This is a genomic window from Pseudomonas sp. DTU12.1 (assembly GCF_009873475.1).
Classification (GTDB): Bacteria; Pseudomonadota; Gammaproteobacteria; order Pseudomonadales; family Pseudomonadaceae; genus Aquipseudomonas; species Aquipseudomonas proteolytica.
Window position 1 is genome coordinate 1,147,997 of record NZ_CP045254.1, and the last position, 20,464, is coordinate 1,168,460.

The 20,464-nt window shown below is 62.6% G+C and carries 15 protein-coding genes and 2 pseudogenes; 8 read left to right on the forward strand and 9 right to left on the reverse strand.

Annotated elements, in window-relative coordinates; translation table 11 throughout:
* Positions 1-19: 19 nt before the first annotated feature.
* Complete coding sequence (locus GDV60_RS04975; RefSeq protein ID WP_029295806.1) at positions 20-694, reverse strand: heavy metal response regulator transcription factor; 675 nt, start codon at positions 692-694, stop codon at positions 20-22.
* Positions 695-876: 182 nt separating this feature from the next.
* On the opposite strand from GDV60_RS04975, the gene GDV60_RS04980 reads away from it, so the two are divergent.
* From GDV60_RS04980 to GDV60_RS04990, 3 genes are read left to right on the forward strand one after another with little or no spacing between them, the layout of a single operon-like run.
* Positions 877-2,100 (forward strand): TolC family protein, encoded by a 1,224-nt coding sequence (locus GDV60_RS04980; RefSeq protein WP_159906465.1) that lies wholly within the window; start codon positions 877-879, stop codon positions 2,098-2,100.
* Positions 2,101-2,117: 17 nt separating this feature from the next.
* Entirely contained in the window at positions 2,118-3,281 is a 1,164-nt protein-coding gene (locus GDV60_RS04985) for an efflux RND transporter periplasmic adaptor subunit (protein WP_159906466.1), read from the forward strand.
* Between the two features lie 18 nt (positions 3,282-3,299).
* Positions 3,300-6,449 carry a CusA/CzcA family heavy metal efflux RND transporter gene (locus GDV60_RS04990; RefSeq protein ID WP_159906467.1) on the forward strand — a complete coding sequence of 1,050 codons (3,150 nt, stop codon included), beginning with the start codon at positions 3,300-3,302 and terminating at the stop codon, positions 6,447-6,449.
* Positions 6,450-7,379: 930 nt separating this feature from the next.
* Here the strand turns inward: GDV60_RS04990 and GDV60_RS04995 are convergent.
* From GDV60_RS04995 to GDV60_RS05010, 4 genes are all read right to left on the reverse strand, one after another.
* Positions 7,380-8,786, reverse strand: a complete 1,407-nt coding sequence (locus GDV60_RS04995) for a heavy metal sensor histidine kinase (protein WP_159906468.1) — start codon at positions 8,784-8,786, stop codon at positions 7,380-7,382.
* The gene (locus GDV60_RS05000; RefSeq protein WP_029295795.1) at positions 8,783-9,457 is read right to left on the reverse strand and encodes a heavy metal response regulator transcription factor; all 675 of its coding nucleotides are present in this window, start codon (positions 9,455-9,457) and stop codon (positions 8,783-8,785) included. Before GDV60_RS05000 ends, GDV60_RS04995 begins: the two co-directional genes overlap by 4 nt.
* Before the next feature lie 235 nt (positions 9,458-9,692).
* Positions 9,693-9,887 (reverse strand): hypothetical protein, encoded by a 195-nt coding sequence (locus GDV60_RS05005; protein WP_029295793.1) that lies wholly within the window; start codon positions 9,885-9,887, stop codon positions 9,693-9,695.
* Between the two features lie 174 nt (positions 9,888-10,061).
* The gene (locus GDV60_RS05010; RefSeq protein ID WP_104911585.1) at positions 10,062-11,390 is read right to left on the reverse strand and encodes an OprD family porin; all 1,329 of its coding nucleotides are present in this window, start codon (positions 11,388-11,390) and stop codon (positions 10,062-10,064) included.
* A gap of 257 nt (positions 11,391-11,647) precedes the next feature.
* Between GDV60_RS05010 and GDV60_RS05015 the strand changes: the two genes are divergently transcribed.
* The 3 genes and pseudogenes from GDV60_RS05015 to GDV60_RS27060 form a co-directional block, all read left to right on the forward strand.
* Entirely contained in the window at positions 11,648-11,980 is a 333-nt protein-coding gene (locus tag GDV60_RS05015) for a DUF2790 domain-containing protein (RefSeq protein ID WP_029295788.1), read from the forward strand.
* A 194-nt stretch (positions 11,981-12,174) separates the two neighbouring features.
* A pseudogene (locus tag GDV60_RS27055) lies at positions 12,175-12,861 on the forward strand (PAS domain-containing protein); the annotation flags it as partial.
* Between the two features lie 111 nt (positions 12,862-12,972).
* Positions 12,973-13,401: pseudogene (locus tag GDV60_RS27060) on the forward strand (methyl-accepting chemotaxis protein); the annotation flags it as partial.
* A 16-nt stretch (positions 13,402-13,417) separates the two neighbouring features.
* On the opposite strand, the gene GDV60_RS05025 reads toward GDV60_RS27060, so the two are convergent.
* Entirely contained in the window at positions 13,418-13,933 is a 516-nt protein-coding gene (locus GDV60_RS05025; protein ID WP_029295784.1) for a GNAT family N-acetyltransferase, read from the reverse strand.
* Between the two features lie 72 nt (positions 13,934-14,005).
* Entirely contained in the window at positions 14,006-14,890 is an 885-nt protein-coding gene (locus tag GDV60_RS05030; protein WP_092233447.1) for a LysR family transcriptional regulator, read from the reverse strand.
* A 130-nt stretch (positions 14,891-15,020) separates the two neighbouring features.
* On the opposite strand from GDV60_RS05030, the gene GDV60_RS05035 reads away from it, so the two are divergent.
* A complete protein-coding gene (locus GDV60_RS05035) occupies positions 15,021-16,385 on the forward strand; it encodes an MFS transporter (RefSeq protein ID WP_371923821.1) in 1,365 nt (454 codons plus the stop codon).
* 107 nt (positions 16,386-16,492) lie between these two features.
* Here the strand turns inward: GDV60_RS05035 and GDV60_RS05040 are convergent, their stop codons facing one another.
* Entirely contained in the window at positions 16,493-17,302 is an 810-nt protein-coding gene (locus GDV60_RS05040; protein WP_070996734.1) for an AraC family transcriptional regulator, read from the reverse strand.
* 153 nt (positions 17,303-17,455) lie between these two features.
* Here GDV60_RS05040 and ddlA point away from each other — a divergent pair, with 153 nt between their 5' ends.
* Positions 17,456-18,550 carry a D-alanine--D-alanine ligase gene (ddlA, locus tag GDV60_RS05045; protein ID WP_159906470.1) on the forward strand — a complete coding sequence of 365 codons (1,095 nt, stop codon included), beginning with the start codon at positions 17,456-17,458 and terminating at the stop codon, positions 18,548-18,550.
* Positions 18,551-18,586: 36 nt separating this feature from the next.
* Here ddlA and ggt read toward each other — a convergent pair whose 3' ends face one another.
* Complete coding sequence (ggt, locus tag GDV60_RS05050) at positions 18,587-20,431, reverse strand: gamma-glutamyltransferase (protein ID WP_159906471.1); 1,845 nt, start codon at positions 20,429-20,431, stop codon at positions 18,587-18,589.
* Positions 20,432-20,464: the final 33 nt, after the last annotated feature.

The window sequence follows — 20,464 nt, forward strand, 5'->3', positions numbered from 1 at the left end:
ATCGCTCGCGCACGGACCGCTACTCGCGCTCTTCCAGCACGTAGCCCACCCCGCGCAGGGTGTGGATCAACTTGCGCTCGAACGGGTCGTCGATCTTTGCGCGCAGGCGGCGGATCGAGACTTCGACCACGTTGGTGTCGCAATCGAAGTTCATGTCCCACACAAACGAGATGATTTGCGTACGTGACAGCACCACGCCGCTCTGGCGCATCAGCAGGTGCAGCAGGGCGAACTCCTTGGTGGTCAGGTCAATGCGCTGGCTGCCGCGAAAGGCCCGGTGGCGACCCTGGTCCAGTTCCAGGTCGCCCACCCGCAGCACGTCCGGTACCGCCGCCTCGACGCTGCGGCGCATCAGAGTGCGGACCCTGGCCAGCAGTTCGGGAAACTCGAAAGGCTTGACCAGGTAGTCGTCGGCGCCCAGTTCCAGGCCTTTGATTTTGTCGGCCAGGCGGCCGTGGGCGGTCAGCATCATGATCCGCGTGTTGCTGGTCTGGCGGATCCGCTGCAACACATCCCAACCGTCCATCAGCGGTAGGTTCACATCCAGAATCACCAGGTCATAGGCGTGTTGCCGCGCCAGGTGCACGCCGTCCGCGCCACTGGCTGCGCAGTCGACCACATAGCCACTCTCGCTCAGTCCCTGGTGCAAGTACTCGGCCGTTTTCAGTTCATCTTCGATAACCAGGATTCGCATGTCGAGGGTGCCTCGGTGCAAGGGGAAGTCGCTGAAATTGCCGCGAAGGTTAAAGCAAAAGCCCGGGCCAGAGCCTTTGCTAACGGATTTGTAATGTTCTGGCCACCCCCCTGATAAGTAGCGAAAGTTACATTGCCCCTGCTTGGATTTGTCCGCCAACTCATGGGTGTGGAACGCTTGTTATGCCAATGTTTTCAAGAACAATTGTGTGCTCCGTAGTGGGGTTATTGGCGATGGCCCAAGTGGCAAGCGCCCAGACCCTGACCCTCGAATCGGCCCTGCAAAGTGCGTTTGCCGGCAACCCGGACCTGGCCGCTGCGCAATGGGAAATCGACATCGCCCAGGGCGGTCGCCAGCAGGCCGGGCTGATCCCCAACCCGGTGGCCTCCTGGGATGCCGAAGACACCCGCCGCAGCACCCGCACCACCACCGTCAAGCTGAGCCAGACCCTGGAGCTGGGCGGCAAGCGCGGGGCGCGCATCGAGGTGGCCTCGCGGGCCCAAGAGGCGGCCGCCCAGGAACTGGAACAGCGGCGCAACCTGCTGCGAGCCGAGGTCATCGATGGCTTTTATGGTGCGCTGTGGGCCCAGGAGCGCCTGGAACTGGCCCAGCGTTCAATGGCGCTGGCCGAGCGCGGCCTGGTGATTGCCAATGGCCGGGTCACGGCGGGCAAGGCGTCGCCGGTCGAAGCCACCCGCGCCCAGGTAGAGGTCTCGCAAATCCGCCTGGAGCGCAGCCGCGCCGAGATCGGCGTAAGTGATGCCTACCGCCGCCTGGCGGCCATCACTGGCAGCTCCACCATCGGTTTTGAACGTGTCGAGGCAGGTGCCGTGAATACGCCGGCGCTGCCTTCGGCCACCCAACTGCTGGCGCGCCTGGAGAGCACCGCCGAACTGCGCTTGGCGCAGCTGCAAATCCAGCAACGGGACGCCGGCCTGGGCCTGGAGAAGGCCCAGCGGATTCCCGACCTGGATGTCTCCATCGGCAGCCAGTATGACGCCAGCGTCCGCGAGCGGGTGAATCTGGTGGGCGTCTCGATGCCGATCCCGCTATTCAATCGTAACCAGGGCAATGTGCTGGCGGCCAGCCGCCGAGCCGATCAGGCGCGGGACCTGCGCAACGCCACCGAGCTGCGCCTGCGCACCGAAACCCGCCAGGCCCTGGACCTGTGGGCAACCGCCAACAGTGAGGTGCGCGCTTTCAACCAAGTGATCCTGCCCGCCGCCCAAAGCGCGGTGGACAGTGCCACCCGTGGCTTTGAGATGGGCAAGTTCAACTTCCTCGATGTGCTCGACGCCCAGCGCACCTTGATCGCCGCCCGCACCCAATACCTCGCCGCACTCGCCCAGGCCACCGATGCCTGGGTGCGCATCGAACGGATTTACGGCGACCTCGCCCGCATTTGATCTTTCAGGAGTTCCCCATGAACAAACAACAAGGCCTGGCTTTGGCTGTTGCAGCGGCTATTGCCCTCGCGGCGATGGTGTTTTGGCCGGCCACCAGCGTGGCGCCCCAGGCACCGGTGGCGAGCGTCAAAGCGCCGGAGGCAGAAGAGGAAGAGGGCGTGCTGGTGCTCAATGAGCAGCAGATCCAGGCCGCCGGCATTCAACTGGCCAAGGCCCAGCCCCGACAAATCAGCACTCTGCTTTCGTTGCCGGGCGAGGTGCGATTCGACGAAGACCGCACCTCCCATATCGTGCCCCGTGCGGCGGGGGTGGTGGAGTCGGTGAAGGTCAACCTTGGGCAGAAGGTCAAGCAAGGCGAGCTGTTGGCGGTGATCGCCAGCCAGCAGATTTCGGATCAGCGCAGCGAGTTGGCGGCCAGCCAACGCCGGGTCGAACTGGCCCGCACCACCTTCCAGCGCGAGCGCCAGTTATGGCAGGACAAGATCTCCGCCGAACAGGATTACCTGCTGGCCCGCCAGAGCCTGCAAGAAGCCGAAATTGCCCTGAACAACGCGCGGCAAAAGATGAACGCCCTGAGTGGCAGCGCGGTCCTGGTCGGCGGCAATCGCTACGAACTGCGTGCGCCGTTTGCCGGAGTGGTGGTGGAAAAACACCTGGGCGTCGGCGAAGTGGTGAGTGAGACCAGCGCCGCTTTCACCCTGTCGGACCTGTCCCAGGTGTGGGTCACGTTTGGTGTGTTCCCCAAGGATCTGAACAAGGTCCAGGTCGGTCGGCCGGTGAAGGTCAGCTCGGCGGAAATGGGTACCGACGTGATGGGCACCGTGGCCTATGTCGGCAACTTGCTGGGCGAGCAGACGCGTACCGCCACGGTGCGGGTCAGCGTGGCCAACCCCGACGACTCGTGGCGCCCCGGCCTGTTTGTCGCGGTGCAGGTGGCCACGGATAGCTATCCGGCGCCGGTCACTGTGCCGGTGGAGGCGATCCAGACCGTGGAAGACAAACCCTCGCTGTTTGTGCGCACCGCCGAAGGCTTCGTCACCCGCCACGTTGAACTGGGTGTCAGTGAAAACGGCTTTGTCGAGGTGCGCCAGGGCCTGGAGGCTGGCGCCGAGGTGGCGACCGTTGGCAGCTTCGTCCTCAAGTCCGAACTGGGCAAGGCTTCGGCCGAGCACGCCCATTGATCCTGCGAGTGATTCCCCATGTTTGAACGTCTGATTCAATTTGCCATCGAGCAGCGCATCATCGTGTTGCTGGCGGTGTTGTTGATGGCCGGTGTCGGCATCGCCAGCTACCAGAAACTGCCGATCGACGCGGTACCGGACATCACCAACGTCCAGGTGCAGATCAACTCGGCGGCGCCCGGCTTTTCACCGCTGGAAACCGAACAGCGCATCACCTTTCCCATCGAAACCGCCATGGCCGGTTTGCCGGGCTTGCAGCAGACCCGTTCGCTGTCGCGTTCGGGGCTGTCCCAGGTCACGGTGATCTTCAAGGATGGCACCGATCTGTTCTTCGCCCGGCAACTGGTCAACGAGCGTTTGCAGGTGGCCCGCGAACAATTGCCGGACGGTATTGAAACAGCGATGGGGCCGATTTCCACTGGCCTTGGGGAAATCTTCCTGTGGACCGTGGAGGCCGAGGAGGGGGCGCGCAAGGAAGACGGCTCGGCCTACACGCCGACGGACCTGCGGGTGATCCAGGACTGGATCATCAAACCGCAGTTGCGCAACGTGCCTGGCGTGGCCGAGATCAACACCATTGGCGGCTTCGCCAAGGAATACCAGATCGCCCCGGACCCCAAGCGCCTGGCCGCCTACAACCTGACCTTGAGCGACCTGGTGACGGCGCTTGAACGCAACAACGCCAACGTCGGCGCCGGTTACATCGAGCGCAGCGGCGAGCAATTGCTGATCCGCGCGCCGGGACAGGTGGCGTCCATCGATGACATCGCCAACATCGTGATCAACACCGTCGACGGCACGCCGATCCGCGTGCGCAATGTGGCCCAGGTCGATATCGGTCGCGAGTTGCGCACCGGCGCAGCCACCGAAAATGGCCGTGAAGTGGTACTCGGCACGGTGTTCATGTTGATCGGCGAAAACAGCCGCAGCGTGTCCCGGGCGGTGGCGAAAAAACTCGAAGAGATCAACCGTTCGCTGCCCGAAGGCGTGGTCGCGGTCACGGTCTATGACCGCACCAACCTGGTGGAAAAAGCCATCGCCACCGTGAAGAAAAACCTCTTCGAAGGTGCGCTGCTGGTCATCGTGATTCTGTTCCTGTTCCTGGGCAACATCCGCGCGGCGTTGATCACCGCGATGGTGATCCCGCTGGCCATGTTGTTCACCTTTACCGGGATGTTCACTAACAAGGTCAGCGCCAACCTGATGAGCCTGGGGGCGTTGGATTTCGGGATTATCGTCGATGGCGCGGTAGTGATCGTCGAGAACGCCATCCGCCGCCTGGCCCATGCGCAGCAACGCCACGGCCGCCTGCTGACCCGCAGTGAGCGCCTGCACGAAGTGTTCGCCGCTGCCAAAGAAGCGCGCCGCGCGCTGATCTTCGGGCAACTGATCATCATGGTGGTGTACCTGCCGATCTTCGCCCTGACCGGGGTGGCCGGGAAAATGTTCCATCCCATGGCGTTCACCGTGGTCATGGCCTTGCTGGGCGCGATGATTCTGTCGGTGACTTTCGTCCCGGCGGCGATTGCGCTGTTCGTCACCGGCAAGGTCAAGGAGGACGAAAACTGGGTGATGCGCAACGCGCGCCGTGGTTATGCGCCGGTGCTGGATTGGGTGATGGCGCACCGTAGCTGGGCGTTCGGCCTGGCGCTGTTGACCATCGTGATGTCTGGCGCCGTGGCCAGCCGCATGGGCAGCGAATTTATCCCCAGCCTCAGTGAAGGTGACTTCGCCCTGCAAGCCTTGCGCGTTCCGGGCACCAGCCTCACGCAATCGGTGCAGATGCAGCAGCAACTGGAAAAAACCTTGATGGCGCAGGTGCCGGAAATCCAGCGGGTATTTGCCCGTACTGGCACTGCAGAAATTGCCTCCGACCCGATGCCGCCGAATATTTCCGACGCCTACTTGATGCTCAAGCCCAGGGAGCAGTGGCCGGATCCGAAAAAGTCCCGCGAAGCGCTGATCGCCGATATCCAGCGCGCCAGTGCGATTGTGCCGGGCAGCCAGTACGAGTTGTCGCAGCCAATCCAACTGCGTTTCAACGAGCTGATTTCCGGGGTGCGCAGTGACGTGGCGGTGAAAGTATTTGGCGATGATCGGGATGTGCTGAACAACACTGCCGGGGAAATTGCCGAAACCTTGCGCAAGCTTGATGGCGCCTCGGAACTGAAGGTGGAACAGACCTCCGGCTTGCCGGTGCTGACCATCAACATCGACCGAGACAAGGCCGCGCGCTTTGGCCTGAATGTGGGTGATGTGCAAGACACCATCGCCGTCGCCGTGGGCGGGCGCCAGGCCGGCACGATGTACGAAGGCGACCGGCGTTTTGACATGGTGGTGCGTTTGTCGGAAACCCTGCGCACCGATATCGAAGGCTTGTCGCGGCTACTGATCCCGATCCCCGCGCTGGCCGGCAATACCACGGGGCAACTGAGCTTTATCGCCCTGTCGCAAGTGGCCAGCCTGGACCTGGTGTTGGGCCCGAACCAGATCAGCCGCGAAAACGGCAAGCGGCTGGTGATTGTCAGCGCCAACGTGCGCGGGCGGGACATCGGCTCGTTTGTCGCCGAGGCCGAACGGGTGATGGCAGAGCAGGTGAAGATCCCCGCCGGCTACTGGACAACCTGGGGCGGCCAGTTCGAACAGCTCAAGGAAGCCTCCGAGCGCTTGCAGATCGTGGTCCCGGTGGCGTTGCTGCTGGTGTTCGGCTTGTTGTTCATGATGTTCAACAACCTCAAGGATGGGCTGCTGGTATTCACCGGCATTCCCTTTGCGTTGACCGGTGGGATCATGGCGCTGTGGTTGCGCGATATTCCGTTGTCGATTTCTGCCGGGGTGGGGTTTATCGCGTTGTCGGGGGTGGCGGTGCTCAATGGCCTGGTGATGATTGCGTTTATCCGCAACCTGCGTGAGGAGGGGCGTTCGTTGTCGGTGGCGATCAACGAAGGAGCCTTGACCCGCTTGCGCCCGGTGTTGATGACGGCGTTGGTGGCGTCCCTCGGCTTTATCCCCATGGCCCTGGCCACCGGCACCGGCGCTGAAGTACAGCGGCCGCTGGCGACGGTGGTGATTGGCGGGATTATCTCGTCGACCTTGTTGACCTTGCTGGTACTGCCAGCGCTTTACCACTGGGCCCATCGGCGCGATGAAGAGCCGGTAGCGTCCTGACCTCACGCTGGACGGGCTTACGGTGGAGCGGGGGCTTGTTGTGGAGAGGGGGACTTATTGTGAAGGGGAGACTTATTGTGGAGAGAGGGCTTGTTGTGGAGAGGGGGCTTGTTGTGGAGAGGGGGCTTGTCCCCCGTTGGGTGGCGAAGCCGCCCTAAAACCTGCTTGCTCGGTGTGCCTGGCGAAACTGGGGTGGGTTTGTTGGGGCTGCTGCGCAGCCCAGCGCGGGGCAAGCCCGCTCGCCACAGTAGGGTGGTTGGGGCGGGAAATGTGGAGGGGGGACTCGTTGTGGAGGGGGGACTTATTGTGGAGAGGGGGCTTGTCCCCCGTTGGGTGGCGAAGCCGCCCTAAAACCTGCTTGCGCGGTGTGCCTGGCGAAACTGGGGTGGCTTGTTGGGGCTGCTGCGCAGCCCAGCGCGGGGCAAGCCCGCTCGCCACAGTGGGGTGGCTGGCGCGGGAAATGTGGAGAGGGGACTTGTTGTGGAGAGGTGGCTTGTTGTGGAGAGGGGGCTTGAACCCCGTTGGGTGGCGAAGCCGCCCTAAAACCTGCTTGCTCGGTGTGCCTGGGGTAAGTGGGGTGGGTTTGTTGGGGCTGCTGCGCAGCCCAGCGCGGGGCAAGCCCGCTCGCCACAGTGGGGTGGTTGCTGCGGGAAATGTGGAGGGGGGACTTATTGTGGAGAGAGGGCTTGTTGTGGAGAGGGGGCTTGTCCCCCGTTGGGTGGCGAAGCCGCCCTAAAACCTGCTTGCTCGGTGTGTCAGGGGTAACTGGGGTGGCTTGTTGGGGCTGCTGCGCAGCCCAGCGCGGGGCAAGCCCGCTCGCCACGACAAGGCCGCTCGCCACGACAAGACCGTTCTCCACGACGAACCTGCTTGCCATAGCAAGCCCGTTTGCGGCAATAAGACTGCTGAGTGCGGTAAGGGAGTCGGTAGCTACGGGACTTGCGGGGTGGCGGACAGGGTGGGGAATATCAGCCGGAACTGGGTCACGTCGCCCGGCACGCAGTTGGCCTCGGCCTGGCCCTGGTGCAGGCTCATGATCGAGCGCACGATCGCCAGCCCCAGCCCGGTGCCGCCTTCGGTGCGGGCGCGGCTGTTGTCGGCGCGGTAAAAACGCTCGAACAGGTGCGGCAGGTGTTGCGCTTCAATTCCCGTGCCCGGGTTGCTGACGGTCAGCGATACACGCTGGTGGTGGGTGTCGACCTGCAATGAAATTCTAGAGCCGTGCGGGCTATGGCGGATTGCGTTGGACAGCAGGTTGGAAATGGCCCGTTGAATCATCAGCCGATCACCCAGGACCCAGGCGTCGCCCGCCTGGCTCAGCTTCAACGCTTTGTCTTCGGCGCTCAACGCAAACAGCTCCATGACCCGTAGCGCTTCATCGCGCAGGTTCACTGCGGTAAACGAAGCCCGCGCCGCCGGATGGCTGACCTGGGCCAGAAACAGCATGTCGGCGACGATCCGCGCCAAGCGGTCCAGTTCTTCGGTGCTGGATTCCAGAGCCGATTTGTACTCGTCGGGCGCCCGGGCACGGGACAAGGTCACCTGGGCCTTGCCCATCAGGTTGGTCAAGGGCGCGCGCAGTTCGTGGGCCAGGTCGTCGGAAAATTGCGACAACTGCTGCACACCGGCATCCAGCCGATCGAGCATTACATTGATGCCCCGCGCCAGTTCGTTGAGTTCCCTGGGCAGGTTGTCGACGGCCAGGCGATGGCTCAGGTCCTGGGTAGTGACTTTGGCGGCGACGCGGCTGAATTGCTGCAACGGCGCGAGCCCGCGCTGCACCAGCCACCACGCACCCATGCCAATCAGGATCAACAACAGCGGCAGGGCGATGACCGTGGATTGCAGGTAGGCACTGAGCAGTGCCTGATCGTCGGAACGATCCAGGGACAGCAACACCCGCACGTTCTCCCCGGTGTGCAGGCGCATCAGGCTCGATGCGCTGAGGATCTGGTTATCACGGCCATCGGTCCAGTTCAGAAACCCCAGGGTTTGCCTCGCAGCAAAGTCCAGCAGCAAGGGCTCCTGGGGCCGGGCACCGACGCTCAGCAACACCGCATTGGCGGGCGCGGGGCCGATGATGGTCAGGTAGAAGTTGTCATGGCCCATCACCAGGTCCAGCAGTGAATGGGGCCGGGCACTGATGTCGCGGGTGTTGAGGTCTTGCAGCAGGCTGTGCTGGATCTGCTCCATCTTGCTTTCCAGGCCCTTGCGCGCGAGGTTTTCCAGCTCATGGGTGAGGGCCAGGTACGCCAGGCTCGCCAGCAACAGCACCAGGCCGGCGCCCATCAGGCTGACGGTGAGCCCCAGGCGCATGGATAGACTGCCGGTTCTCATTGGCGTGTTTCCAGTACGTAGCCCACGCCACGAATGGTGTGGATCAACTTGACCTCGCTCTGGTCATCGACCTTGGCCCGCAGCCGGCTGATCGAGACCTCTACCACATTGGTGTCGCAGTCGAAGTTCATGTCCCAGACCAGCGAGATAATCTGTGTGCGCGTCAGCACCTCGCCACTCTGGCGCATCAATACCTGCAACAGCGCAAACTCCTTGGTGGTCAGGTCAATGCGCCGCGTACCCCGGTATGCCCGGTGGCGACGTGGGTCCAGCTCCAGGTCGGCGACGCGCAATATTTCCGGCAACGCAATCGGCTCACTGCGCCGCAGCAACGAGCGCACCCTGGCCAGCAACTCGGGAAATTCGAAAGGCTTTACCAGATAGTCATCGGCGCCCATGTCCAGGCCTTTGATCTTATCGGCCAGGCGGCCACGGGCGGTGAGCATCATCACCCGCAAGGTGTTGTCGCGGCGCAACTGTTGCAGCACCTGCCAGCCGTCCTGGCCGGGCAGGTTGACGTCGAGGATCACCAGTTCATAGCGGTGCTGGCCGGCCAGGTGCAGGCCGTCGATGCCGCTGGCGGCGCAATCGACGACATAACCACTCTCACTCAAGCCTTGATGCAAGTAGTCGGCAGTTTTTGGCTCGTCCTCAACAACAAGGATACGCATGCAGATTGACCTCTTACTGATAAGCGAATAGGCGAAGGGAGCTACACGGGATAACGGCTGTAGTCCACAAAGTAGGAAAATTCTGAGCCTTGAAGTAGCTTCAGGGTCAAGGGCGGCGTTGGATGGCATCGAGCGGGCAAAAAAAAGCGCCCGTGAGGGCGCTAAAAATTCATCTCCTTCCAAAGGAGCTCCACAAAAAAAGCTTCAAGAGATGAATGTGCTCGGGGGGCGCCGCTCAGATGGCCGTGGGGGCCGATGTATCCGAGGGCGCTGGATTTTGCTCGGCCACGGCTTGGCTGCCGTGGATCTGTTGCTGCTGCTGGCGAAACTCGGCCAGCCACTGGCGGGAGCGATCACCGCCGTCATCGGCCAGGGCTGCGGTGGAGGCAGCACTGATTAAAACGCTGAATAAAATGTGCAGTGGCTTCATTAACTTTCTCCGCAAAAGACCCGTGCCGTTAGTTCGCGGTCGGTCGAGGCAGGCAGTATATGAAGGGCAACTTAACGAGAACGTGAGGCGCATATTACAGTTCTGACAGGCTGCAAATTGTGAAGAAGTGCTAGTCAACGGCAAGTGAATGTAAGCACTTGCCGTTGAGTGTTATCAGAGGATGGCCAGCGGGTATTCCATGATCAGTCGCAATTCTTCCAGGTCCGATTCAAAGGCGCTGGAGCGTACCGTCGCCTGGCGAATGCGTATCGACAGGTCTTTCAGGCTGCCGCCCTGGAACACGTACTTGGCCTCGATATCGCGCTCCCAGCGGCGCTGGTCGGTGAGTGGGTCACCCAAGGCGTCGCGACGCATATACACCGAGTTGGCGTTGCTGTAGTCAGCGCCGGTGCCCTTGCCATAGCGGGTCATGAACGACAGGCCGGGGATGCCCAGGGTCTGCATGTCCAGGTCATACCGCAAGGCCCACGAACGTTCCTTGGGCGAGTTGAAGTCGCTGTATTGGATCGAATTGTCGAGGAAGATCGAGTCGGACTGGCGCAGGTAATCGAAGTCATCGTTGCCGTTGTTGCGCTGGTGGGACAGCGCCAGGCGATGGGCGCCGACCTTCACCCCAAGCTTGGCACTCCAGATATTGTTGTTGAGCTCGCCCAGCAACCGCTTACCCTCGTCCTGGGCGTTGTAATAGTTGAAACCGGCAAACATCGCCACCTCGTCCGTCAGCGGATAATTGACCGCTGTACCGAAGTAGTACTGATCCCACGCGTCCTTGAGGCGGCTGCTGTAGAGGCTCAGGCTCCAATGCTGATTGGCCTGGTAGTCGCCGCCGAAGTAACCGACCCAGGGCGCGTTCACATTGCCTGCGTAAAACGTCGCAAAACCCTCACGCATGCCGCTTTGGGTTGGCTGGCTCATGGCGTGCAAGCGTCCACCTTGCAAGGTCAGGCCTTCCAGGCTGGTGTTTTCCAGGGTCACACCACGAAAGCTTTCCGGCAGCAGGCGTGAGTCGCCGTAGTGCACCACCGGGGTTTGCGGGAAGACGTCGCCGACTTTGACCACCGTGTCCAGCAAACGCATTTTTACTGCACCGCCGAGCTTGCTGTAGTCGTCTTCGGGACGGTTGTCGCTGTCTACCGGCAACATGTCGAATGAACCCCGGCCGCCGCTGCGCCCGGTGCCGGAATCGAGCTTGAGGCCATACATCGCAAACGCATCCAGACCGAACCCCACGGTGCCCTGGGTGAACCCGGATTCGAACTTGCCGATCAGGCCCTGGGCCCAGGCTTCTGAATAGCCGTTTCCGGTCGGGCTTGACTGGCCTTTGCGGTCATCGCGATTGAAGTAAAAGTTGCGCGCCAGTACGTTCAGCGTACTGCCTTCGATAAACCCCTCGGGTTTATCTTCTGCGGCCATGCCCGCCAGCGGTGTTGCGCTGGCCAGTGCTGCGATGATGGAAAGGGAAAGTGTGCGGTTAGTACGCATGTATCGCTCCTCGGTGTTGGCAGCTATGAGCTTTTTAGTCGCCTGGGGCGTTCTTATTGGAGAGCTATCCCTGATGCGGGGAGCCCGGCTCATAGTTGCAAACAGCGGATAACGCCGAGGTGGCCTGCACATTACAATTTTGCCAGTTCAACGGTTTATGACGGATACGTAATCCGCCCGTGAAGCTCCTGACAGGAAGCGTTAGTTACCCTCGATCCTGAACTTTCAACGACTTGAAATCAGACGAGGACACTTTAATGAAGCATTTGACACGAGCCCTGGGCGTGGTGGTTTTTTCTCTGTCCATGGGGGCGATGGCCGAAGGTGGCGGGGACCGCGCCATGGCGCAGTTGATGCAAAAAAACCAGGAGGCCATGGCGCGCTATGCCACCGCGCAGGGCAAGCCGGTGCCTGAAGTGCAGGCTTATCGCTACGGGATGAAGCTGGATATCGCGCGGGTGGTGAATGTCACGCCGCCGGTGCGAACCTGCAAGGTGGTGCCCTCGCGCATGACCTATGAAGATTCCAGCGGTCAGCTCAAGACCCTTGAGTATCAGGTCTTGGGCTTGTGCCGTAATAACGGAAGTTGAGGCACTGAAAAAATAATTGTATCAGGGGGCTCAAGCCCTCTTCAGAAAACGCCGGCAGCGCCGATGGTTAGACAATCCACTATGACTGCCCTCCGGTGTTCCCCATGTTCAATACCCGCTTGAAGCAGGAGCTGTCCGCTCTTCGCGAAGAACTGTCCAGCCTGCAGCAGGTCAAGGAAAGCCTGGAGAGCGAGATGCTGGCATTGAGCCTCGACCCTGAGGGCCGGATCGAGTCGGTCAATCAGAACTTCCTCGACGAAATGTTCTACAAGTCCAGCGACCTGCTGGGCCATGCCATCCATGGGTTTGTGCCGGAGCATGTGAAGCGCGACGAATTCCAGCAGCGCTTTGCCAACGCCTTGAGCCGTGGCGAACACTTTGCCGGCACCGTGCGCCTGCTGCGCGGCAATGGCAAGGAAGCGTGGTTGCGCTCCATCGTGCAGCCGGTGCGGAGCGCGGACGGGCGCATCAAGCGGTTTTCGGTGTACTCCAGCGACCTGACCCGCACCATTGAGGCGTCCCGTGAGCATGAAAACCTGATCACCGCGCTGGTGCGCTCCACGGCGGTGATCGAGTTCGACCTCAATGGCAATGTGCTAGGCGCCAACGAGCGTTTCCTGCAGGGCATGGGTTACAGCCTGGCGCAGATCCAGGGCAAACATCACCGTATGTTCTGTGAGCCCCAGGATTACAACAGCGCTGACTACCAGGCCTTCTGGAAACGCTTGAACAGCGGTGAGTTTGTCGCCGGCCGCTTCAAGCGCGTGGATGCCCATGGCCGCGAAGTCTGGCTGGAAGCCTCCTATAACCCGGTGCTGGACGCCAACGACCGGCTGTACAAAGTGGTCAAGTTCGCCACGGTAATCACCGACCAGATCAATCAGGAACGCGCGGTGGCCGAGGCCGCCAACATTGCCTACAGCACCTCATTGCACACCGACAGCAGTGCCCAGCGCGGTACCGCTGTGGTCACCCAGGCGGTGGAGGTGATGCGCGACTTGGCCAAGCACATGGAACAGGCCGGCGAGGGCATCGAGGCGCTCAACGCCCAGTCCCAGGTGATTGGCACTATCGTCAAGACCATCAGCGGGATTGCCGAGCAGACCAACCTGCTGGCGCTCAACGCCGCGATTGAAGCGGCCCGTGCCGGCGAGCAGGGTCGCGGGTTTGCGGTGGTGGCCGATGAAGTGCGCCAGTTGGCCTCGCGTACCAGCAAAGCCACGGAAGAAATCGTCGGCGTGGTGCGCCAGAACCAGGACATGGCCCGCGATGCCGTGGCGCTGATGACCGATGGCCGGTTGCAGGCCGAGCAGGGTTTGTCGCTGGCGGCAGAGGCGGGCACGGTGATCGTCGAGATCCAGGACGGCGCGCAGAAAGTGGTCAGTGCGGTGGGCCAGTTTGCCAACCAGTTGTCCACCTAGACTCAAGGCCGGCCAATCAGGGGGCATGAACCTCGAACAGCAGCAGGTCGAACCATTGTCCATCGAGCAGGAACGCCTTGCGTGAATGCCCGTACTGGGTAAAACCGTTGCGCTGCAACACCCGCAGCGAGCCCGGGTTCTGCGGGCGTACGGTGGCTTCGATGCGCTTGAGGGCATGCTCGCCAAAGGCTTTTTGCAGGCCCAGCGCCACGGCCTGTCGTGCCAGGCCACGCCCGGTGAACTGGGCCCCCATGCGGTAGCCCAGGGACGCCGAGTGATAGTAGCGGCGGCGCACTTGGGTAAAGTTGATCCGCCCCACCAGCACGCCGTTTTCGCGGATCAGATACTGATAGGCGCGGTCTTCGCTGGCCTCCAGCAGTGCGCTCTCGATGGCGCGCTGTACGCCTTCGACGCTGTAGTACGCTTCGGGGCGGGCATTGATCCAACTTTCGAAAAAGTCCCGATTGGCCAGCTCGAACGCCAGTAATTCGTTCACGTCATCCCATTGTGGGGGCGTCAATGTCAGGTTCATCCCTGGAAAACCTCTTGGTGGTGGCCGCGCATTCTTTCTTCTCACAATCGGGCCGCTGGATTCAAGCGCTGCCTACCATTGCGCCTGTGCCAATGCGTCGGCAAAGGCGATCAGCTTCGGCGAGTATTGGCGCGAGGGTGGATACACCAGGGATATTGCGCGGCTGCGCCCGGCGAAGCTTTCCAGGATCGGCACCAGGCGCCCGGCAGCGAGGTCGTCGCGCACGGCAAAGTCCATCACCTGGGCAATCCCGAAGCCGCCCACCGCGCCGTCCACCAGGGCATCGCCAATGTCGAAGATCAGCCGCCCTTCGACGCTGACATCGCGCACCTTGCCGTCGAGCATGAACTGCCAGTCCACCATCCGCCCGCTGCGCAGATTGCGCACGGTCAGGCAGCTATGGTCGTGCAATTCTTCGACGGTTTGCGGGGTGCCAAAGCGCGCCAGGTAGGCGGGGGAGGCGACGGTCACCCAGCGCAGGGGCGTCAAGGCCCGGGCGATCAGGCGCTGGTCCTGGATCTCGCCGGTACGCAGCAGGGCGTCGAAACCCTCATCGACGATATCCACCAGACGGTCGGTCATCACCGCTTCGATGCGCAACTCGGGGTAGCGTAGGGTCAGCTCACCAATCACCGGCATCACCACTTTGCGCCCGAACAGCGACGGGGTGCTGATTTTCAGTAAACCCGAGGGCGTGCTGCGACGGTCGAGCAGCAGCTTTTCGGTTTCGGCCAGCTCGGCCAGCAACGGTGCGCTGCGTTCATACAGCATTTGCCCATCCGGGGTCAGGCTGACGCTGCGGGTGTTGCGTTGCAGCAGGCGCACGCCCAGCTCGGCTTCAAGGCGTGAAATGGCGCGCGACAAACCTGATTGGGTAAGCCCCAGATCCCCGGCGGCGCGGGTGAAACTGCGGGTTTCGGCGACGCGAACCAGCAAGCGAACGGCGTTCAGATCCATGATTAAAGTCATAACTGAAAGAGTGATATGGCTATTTATCATCTGCTGGGCATGAAAGACACTGGCCGCACTCTTTTTCGCGCAGGATGTTGTGATGCCCGCCCTTCCCTCAAGTCGTCCCTCGGGCTGGATGCTGATGTTGCTGGCCACGGCCCAACTGATCATCGCCCTGGACGCGACCATTGTGTTTGTCGCCTTGCCGCAGATCGGCAGCCACCTGGGCTTTTCTGCCCAACAGTTGCAGTGGGTGGTCAGCGCGTACACCGTGGCGTTTGGCGGTTTTCTATTGCTCGGTGGCCGGGCCACGGACCTGCTGGGCAAACGCCGTATGTACCGGGTGGGCCAGTCGATGTACGCGCTGTCATCGTTGGCGGCGGTACTGGGCGGCAGCGCGTTGCTGCTGGTGCTGGCGCGCGCCGTACAAGGGGTGGGCGGTGCGCTGCTGTTTCCGGCGACCTTGGCGTTGATCAACACGCACTATGCGCAAGGGCCGCAGCGCAACCGGGCCTTTGCGGTGTGGAGTGCGGCGTCGGCCGCCGGGTTGGCGTTGGGTGCGTTGTTGGGCGGCGTGCTGACCCAATGGTGGGGCTGGGAGGCGGTGTTTCTGGTCAACGTGCCCTTGGCAGGCGGCTGTGCGCTGGCGGCGCGCTACTGGATCCCCGCCGATGGCGAGCGCAGCCGGGGTCGCAGTTTTGATGTGAGTGGCGCGTTGACCGTTACCGTCGGCGGCACCCTGCTGGTGTTCGCCCTGGTGCAGGGGCCTGAATGGGGCTGGGCGGCACCCGCGACCCTGGGCTGCATGTTGCTGGCGCTGGCCTTGCTCGGGCTGTTCGCCTGGATCGAGCACCGTGGCCGTGACCCGTTGATGCCACTGCGCCTGCTGGGTTACCGCGAGTTACGCATGGCGATGGTGCTGACCGCTGTCTTTATGAGCAGCTTCGGCGTGCAGTACTACTTCCTCGCGCTGTACTACCAGCAAGTCTACGGCTACAGCGTGCTGCAGGCGGGGCTGGCGTTCTTGCCGGCGACACTGGTGTGCACCCTGGGCATCTGGCTGGCCGAGCGCGCGCTGGTCAAGATCGGCTTGCGCAACACGCTGGTCAGCGGCCAGTTGGCGGGGGCGCTGGGGATTGCCCTGGTGTGCCTGGCGTTGCCCACAGGGGTAGGGTTCTGGTCGTTGCTGCCGGGGATCTTTATCTTGAGCCTTGGCCAGGGCATGACCTGGACCGCGATGTGGGTGGCCGCAGGCCTTGGCGTCAAGCCGGGAGAGCAGGGCGTGGCGGCGGGCATGGCCTCGACCACGCAACAGATCGGCGGCGCGCTGGGGTTGGCGGTGCTGGTGTCGCTGGCCAACGCCGGTGGCGCGACGGGCGCGGCTCAAGCCCAGGGGATTGAGTTGGCATTGTGGTGGAGCGCGGGCATCGCGTTGGTGGGAGCGCTGGTGGCATTGCGACTGAGGTCATCGCGGCCCGGACCGGTTCTGGAGGTGGCTTAGGATTTGTGTAGGAGCGAGCTTGCTCGCGAAGAGCTTAACTGCACTGCGTTTATCCTGGATAAACGTGGCGTTCTCAGGTTTTTCGCGAGCAAGCTCGCTCCTACAGGTTAGCGGCCGAGCATCTTCACCCAGCGTGACGGTGGGATACCGAAGGTGCTGCGAAATTGTCGCGTCATGTGGCTCTGGTCGGTGAAACCGGCGATCAGCGCCGCATCCACCAATGACTGGCCCTGGCCCAGCAGGTTGCGCACCAGATCCAGGCGGCGCATGGTCAGGTAGCGGTAGGGGCTGGTGCCGAACAATAGGCGAAAGTCCCGCGACAAGGCCCAGCGATCCCGCCCGCAGTGTGCGGCCATCTCGTCCAGGGTGATGCTGCGCCCCAAGGCGCTGTGGATGAATTCCCGGGCCCGCTCGGCGGCCTGGTAGTCAAAGGTCTTGCGGTTGGCGCTGATACCCGATGCGTTGTTCAGTGCGTGGGCCAGGTCGAACAATGCGTCCTGCTCCTGCATCGGGTCCAGCGGGCAATCGAGTTGCTGCACAAAGGCCTGGCAGGCCCGGTGCAGCCACGGGTCGTTGGACAGTCCGTTGTGGATAAAAGGCAACGGTTTGCCGCCGAGAACCTGCTGGATCAGCGCCGGCTCTACATAAATCATCCGGTACTTGAAGCCCTCATCGCTGCCGGCCCAGCCATCGTGGACCTCATCGGGATGAATCACCATGGTCGTGCCTGGCAGGCTGTGGGTCTGGCTGCCGCGATAATGAAAGCTCTGCACACCGAACAAAGTGTGGCCAATGGCGTAGGTATCGTGGCGATGAGGGTCGAAGCCAAACCCGGAAAAATACGCTTCGATCCGCTCCAGGCCGCTGCCATGGGGCGCGCGGTGCAGCCAGTCGATATTCGCGGTGAGTTTGCCCATGGAATGTTTTCGAAAGATGTCGGATGGAGTTACGTTAACTGAGTCTGGGGCGGCTGTCTGCCGGGGTCTTGTACGATTGTGCGCGGTCGCAACGCTGGCGAAGCGCTGACGGCCCGTGGTAATAAGCCTTACTTTCTACAGTGAGGCCGGGTCATGAGTCAGTTGCGGGTAGGGATTATTTTTGGTGGCCGTTCGGCCGAGCACGAAGTGTCGTTGCAGTCGGCACGCAACATCGTCGACGCCCTCGACCGGACGCGCTTCGAGCCGGTGCTGATTGGCATCGACAAGGCTGGCCACTGGCACCTCAATGACACCTCGAACTTCCTGCTCAACCAGGAAAACCCTGCGCTGATCGCCCTCAACCAGTCCAACCGCGAACTGGCGGTAGTGCCAGGCAAGGCCAGCCAGCAACTGGTGGAAACCTCGGGGCAGGGCCTGCTGGAACATGTCGATGTGATCTTCCCGATTGTCCACGGCACCCTTGGCGAAGACGGTTGCCTGCAAGGTTTGCTGCGCATGGCAGACCTGCCGTTCGTGGGGTCCGATGTGCTGGGCTCGGCGGTGTGCATGGACAAGGACATCAGCAAACGCCTGCTGCGCGATGCCGGCATTGCCGTGGCGCCCTTTATCACCCTCAACCGTGGCAACGCGGCGCGCACAACCTTCGACCAGGCCCGGCAAAAGCTCGGTTTGCCGCTGTTCGTCAAGCCTGCCAACCAAGGCTCCTCCGTGGGCGTGAGCAAAGTCGCTAATGAAGCCGAGTATCTGGCCGCTGTTGAGCTGGCGTTGGGCTTCGATGAAAAAGTGTTGGTGGAATCCGCCGTCAAAGGCCGGGAGATCGAATGCGCGGTACTGGGCAATGAGCGTCCGGTTGCCAGCGGTTGTGGCGAGATCGTGGTCCGCGACGGCTTCTATTCCTACGACAGCAAATACATCGACGACCAGGCCGCGCAAGTGCTGGTGCCGGCCGACATCAGCGTCGAGGCCAGCGAGCGCATCCGGGCCCTGGCCGTCGAGGCGTTTGAAGTGCTGGGCTGCGCCGGGCTGGCGCGGGTGGATGTGTTCCTGTGTGAAGACGGTGAAGTCCTGATCAACGAAGTCAACTCACTGCCCGGCTTCACCCGCATCAGCATGTACCCCAAGTTGTGGCAGGCGGCGGGGATGAGCTATAGCGAACTGGTCAGCCGCCTGATCGAGCTGGCGCTGGAACGGCACACGGCGCGCAAGGGCTTGAGGATCAGCCGCTAAGGGACGGACCAAGGACTGTGGCTAGGGGGCTGGCTCTCAATCCCCCAGCGCCTCGCCCTCACGCCGCGGATCCGCGCCGCCACTCCACGTCGCCTTGCCCTGGGCATCGCGCACTCGCACGATGGCCTGGGTGCCGCTGGTCATATCGATCTCGCTCAAGGCGTGCCCGCGGTCCTTGAGTGCCGCTTTCAATTGCGCGCTGAACAGCCCTCGTTCCAGCTCGGTCGCGCCGTTGCGGCTACCGAAGTTGGGCAGGCTGATGGCGGCTTGCGGGTCGAGGTTCCAGTCGAGCATGCCCACCAGGGATTTGCTCACGTATTCGATGATCTGCGACCCGCCGGGGGAGCCGACCGTGGCCAGCAGTTCGCCGCTTTGGCGGTCGAACACCAGGGTCGGCGCCATGGACGAACGCGGGCGTTTGCCCGGCTCGATTCGGTTGGCCACCGGTTGGCCGTTTTCTTCGGGGATAAAGGAAAAGTCCGTCATCTGATTATTCAGCAGGAAGCCCTGGACCATCACGTGGGAGCCGAACGCGGCTTCGATGGTGGTGGTCATCGACACCGCGCCGCCCAGGTCATCTACAGCGACCACTTGCGAGGTGGAAATACGCAGTGGCGAGCGATCTGGCGCGTAAGCCACCTGAACCCCCGCCGGTTGGCCGGGCTTGGCTACGCCCATGCTGCGCTCGCCAATCAATGCCGCGCGGCTGGCCAGATAGCCGGGGGCGACCAGGCCCGCGACCGGCACGGCGACGAAGTCTTGATCGGCCACATATTGCGCACGGTCGGCGTAGGCCAGGCGATCGGCCTCGGCGATCAAATGCACCGCCTCGGGTAAGGGTTCCAGGCCAGCGGCAGTCGCGGTCTTCACGGGTTTGAGCGGCGCCAGGGCCCAGCGCGGGTCGCGGGCTTCGAGGGCCTGCAAGGTGCCGAGGATCTGCGCAATGGCCACCCCACCCGAAGACGGCGGCGGCATGCCGCATACCTGCCAGCGCTTGTAGTCGGTGCACAGCGGCGCACGCTCTTTGGCGCGGTAGGCCTGGAGATCGTTCAGCGCAAGGCGGCCAGTGTTGTGATGGCCCTGGACCTTGCGTGCAATCTCCTCGGCGATCGGGCCGTGGTAAAGCGCGTCGGGCCCTTCCTTGGCGATACGTTTGAATACATTGGCCAGCGCCGGGTTTTTCAACAGGGTGCCAGTGGCCTTTGGGCTGCCGTCGGCGTTGAGGAAGTACGCCGCCATGTCCGGTGACTGGCTGATGTAGCGGTCGGCGGCGATCAGGCTGTGCAGGCGCGCAGAAATCGCAAAACCTTGCTCGGAGAGCTGGATCGCTGGCGCAAACAATTGCGCCCAGGGCAGGCGGCCGCTTTGTTCGTGGGCCATCTTCAGCGCGCGCAGTACACCGGGGGTGGCGACCGAACGGCCCCCGATCTGCGCCTGGGCAAACGCCATCGGTGTGCCGTCGGCATTGAGCAGCATATCGGGCGTGGCGCTGGCCGGTGCGGTTTCACGGCCGTCATAGGCCCGTACCTGCTTGCCATCCCACAGCATGATGAATGCGCCACCGCCGATCCCCGAGGACTGCGGCTCCACCAGCGTCAGCACCGCCTGCATGGCGATGGCCGCATCGATGGCCGAGCCACCCTGGCGCAGGATGCTTCGCCCGGCTTCGGCCGCCAGCGGGTTGGCTGCCGCTGCCATATGGCGCTCGGCGTGGCGTACGTGCATGTCGGTGCGATAGCCCGAACCCAGCTCCGGGGCGGGCGGCAAATCGGGGCTGCTGGCGTTGTGGCAGGCGCCGAGGCTGAGGGCGGCGGCGATCACCGAAAGGCTGGTAAGGCGTTGCAAGCGTAGGGTGAAAAGCACGCGCTGAACTCCGTTCATTTTGAGAATGATCTGTTGTCCCTGGGGTGATGC

What these genes read in the sequence shown, in the direction of transcription:
- GDV60_RS04980 (WP_159906465.1), top strand. Translation starts at nt 877, where the DNA reads ATGCCAATGTTTTCAAGAACAATTGTGTGCTCCGTAGTGGGGTTATTG.
- GDV60_RS05000 (WP_029295795.1), bottom strand. Translation starts at nt 9,457, where the DNA reads ATGCGTATCCTTGTTGTTGAGGACGAGCCAAAAACTGCCGACTACTTG.
- ggt (WP_159906471.1), bottom strand. Translation starts at nt 20,431, where the DNA reads ATGAACGGAGTTCAGCGCGTGCTTTTCACCCTACGCTTGCAACGCCTT.
- GDV60_RS04990 (WP_159906467.1), top strand. Translation starts at nt 3,300, where the DNA reads ATGTTTGAACGTCTGATTCAATTTGCCATCGAGCAGCGCATCATCGTG.
- GDV60_RS05040 (WP_070996734.1), bottom strand. Translation starts at nt 17,302, where the DNA reads ATGGGCAAACTCACCGCGAATATCGACTGGCTGCACCGCGCGCCCCAT.
- GDV60_RS05010 (WP_104911585.1), bottom strand. Translation starts at nt 11,390, where the DNA reads ATGCGTACTAACCGCACACTTTCCCTTTCCATCATCGCAGCACTGGCC.
- GDV60_RS04985 (WP_159906466.1), top strand. Translation starts at nt 2,118, where the DNA reads ATGAACAAACAACAAGGCCTGGCTTTGGCTGTTGCAGCGGCTATTGCC.
- GDV60_RS05025 (WP_029295784.1), bottom strand. Translation starts at nt 13,933, where the DNA reads ATGAACCTGACATTGACGCCCCCACAATGGGATGACGTGAACGAATTA.
- GDV60_RS04995 (WP_159906468.1), bottom strand. Translation starts at nt 8,786, where the DNA reads ATGAGAACCGGCAGTCTATCCATGCGCCTGGGGCTCACCGTCAGCCTG.
- ddlA (WP_159906470.1), top strand. Translation starts at nt 17,456, where the DNA reads ATGAGTCAGTTGCGGGTAGGGATTATTTTTGGTGGCCGTTCGGCCGAG.
- GDV60_RS05015 (WP_029295788.1), top strand. Translation starts at nt 11,648, where the DNA reads ATGAAGCATTTGACACGAGCCCTGGGCGTGGTGGTTTTTTCTCTGTCC.
- GDV60_RS05035 (WP_371923821.1), top strand. Translation starts at nt 15,021, where the DNA reads ATGCTGATGTTGCTGGCCACGGCCCAACTGATCATCGCCCTGGACGCG.
- GDV60_RS05005 (WP_029295793.1), bottom strand. Translation starts at nt 9,887, where the DNA reads ATGAAGCCACTGCACATTTTATTCAGCGTTTTAATCAGTGCTGCCTCC.
- GDV60_RS04975 (WP_029295806.1), bottom strand. Translation starts at nt 694, where the DNA reads ATGCGAATCCTGGTTATCGAAGATGAACTGAAAACGGCCGAGTACTTG.
- GDV60_RS05030 (WP_092233447.1), bottom strand. Translation starts at nt 14,890, where the DNA reads ATGGATCTGAACGCCGTTCGCTTGCTGGTTCGCGTCGCCGAAACCCGC.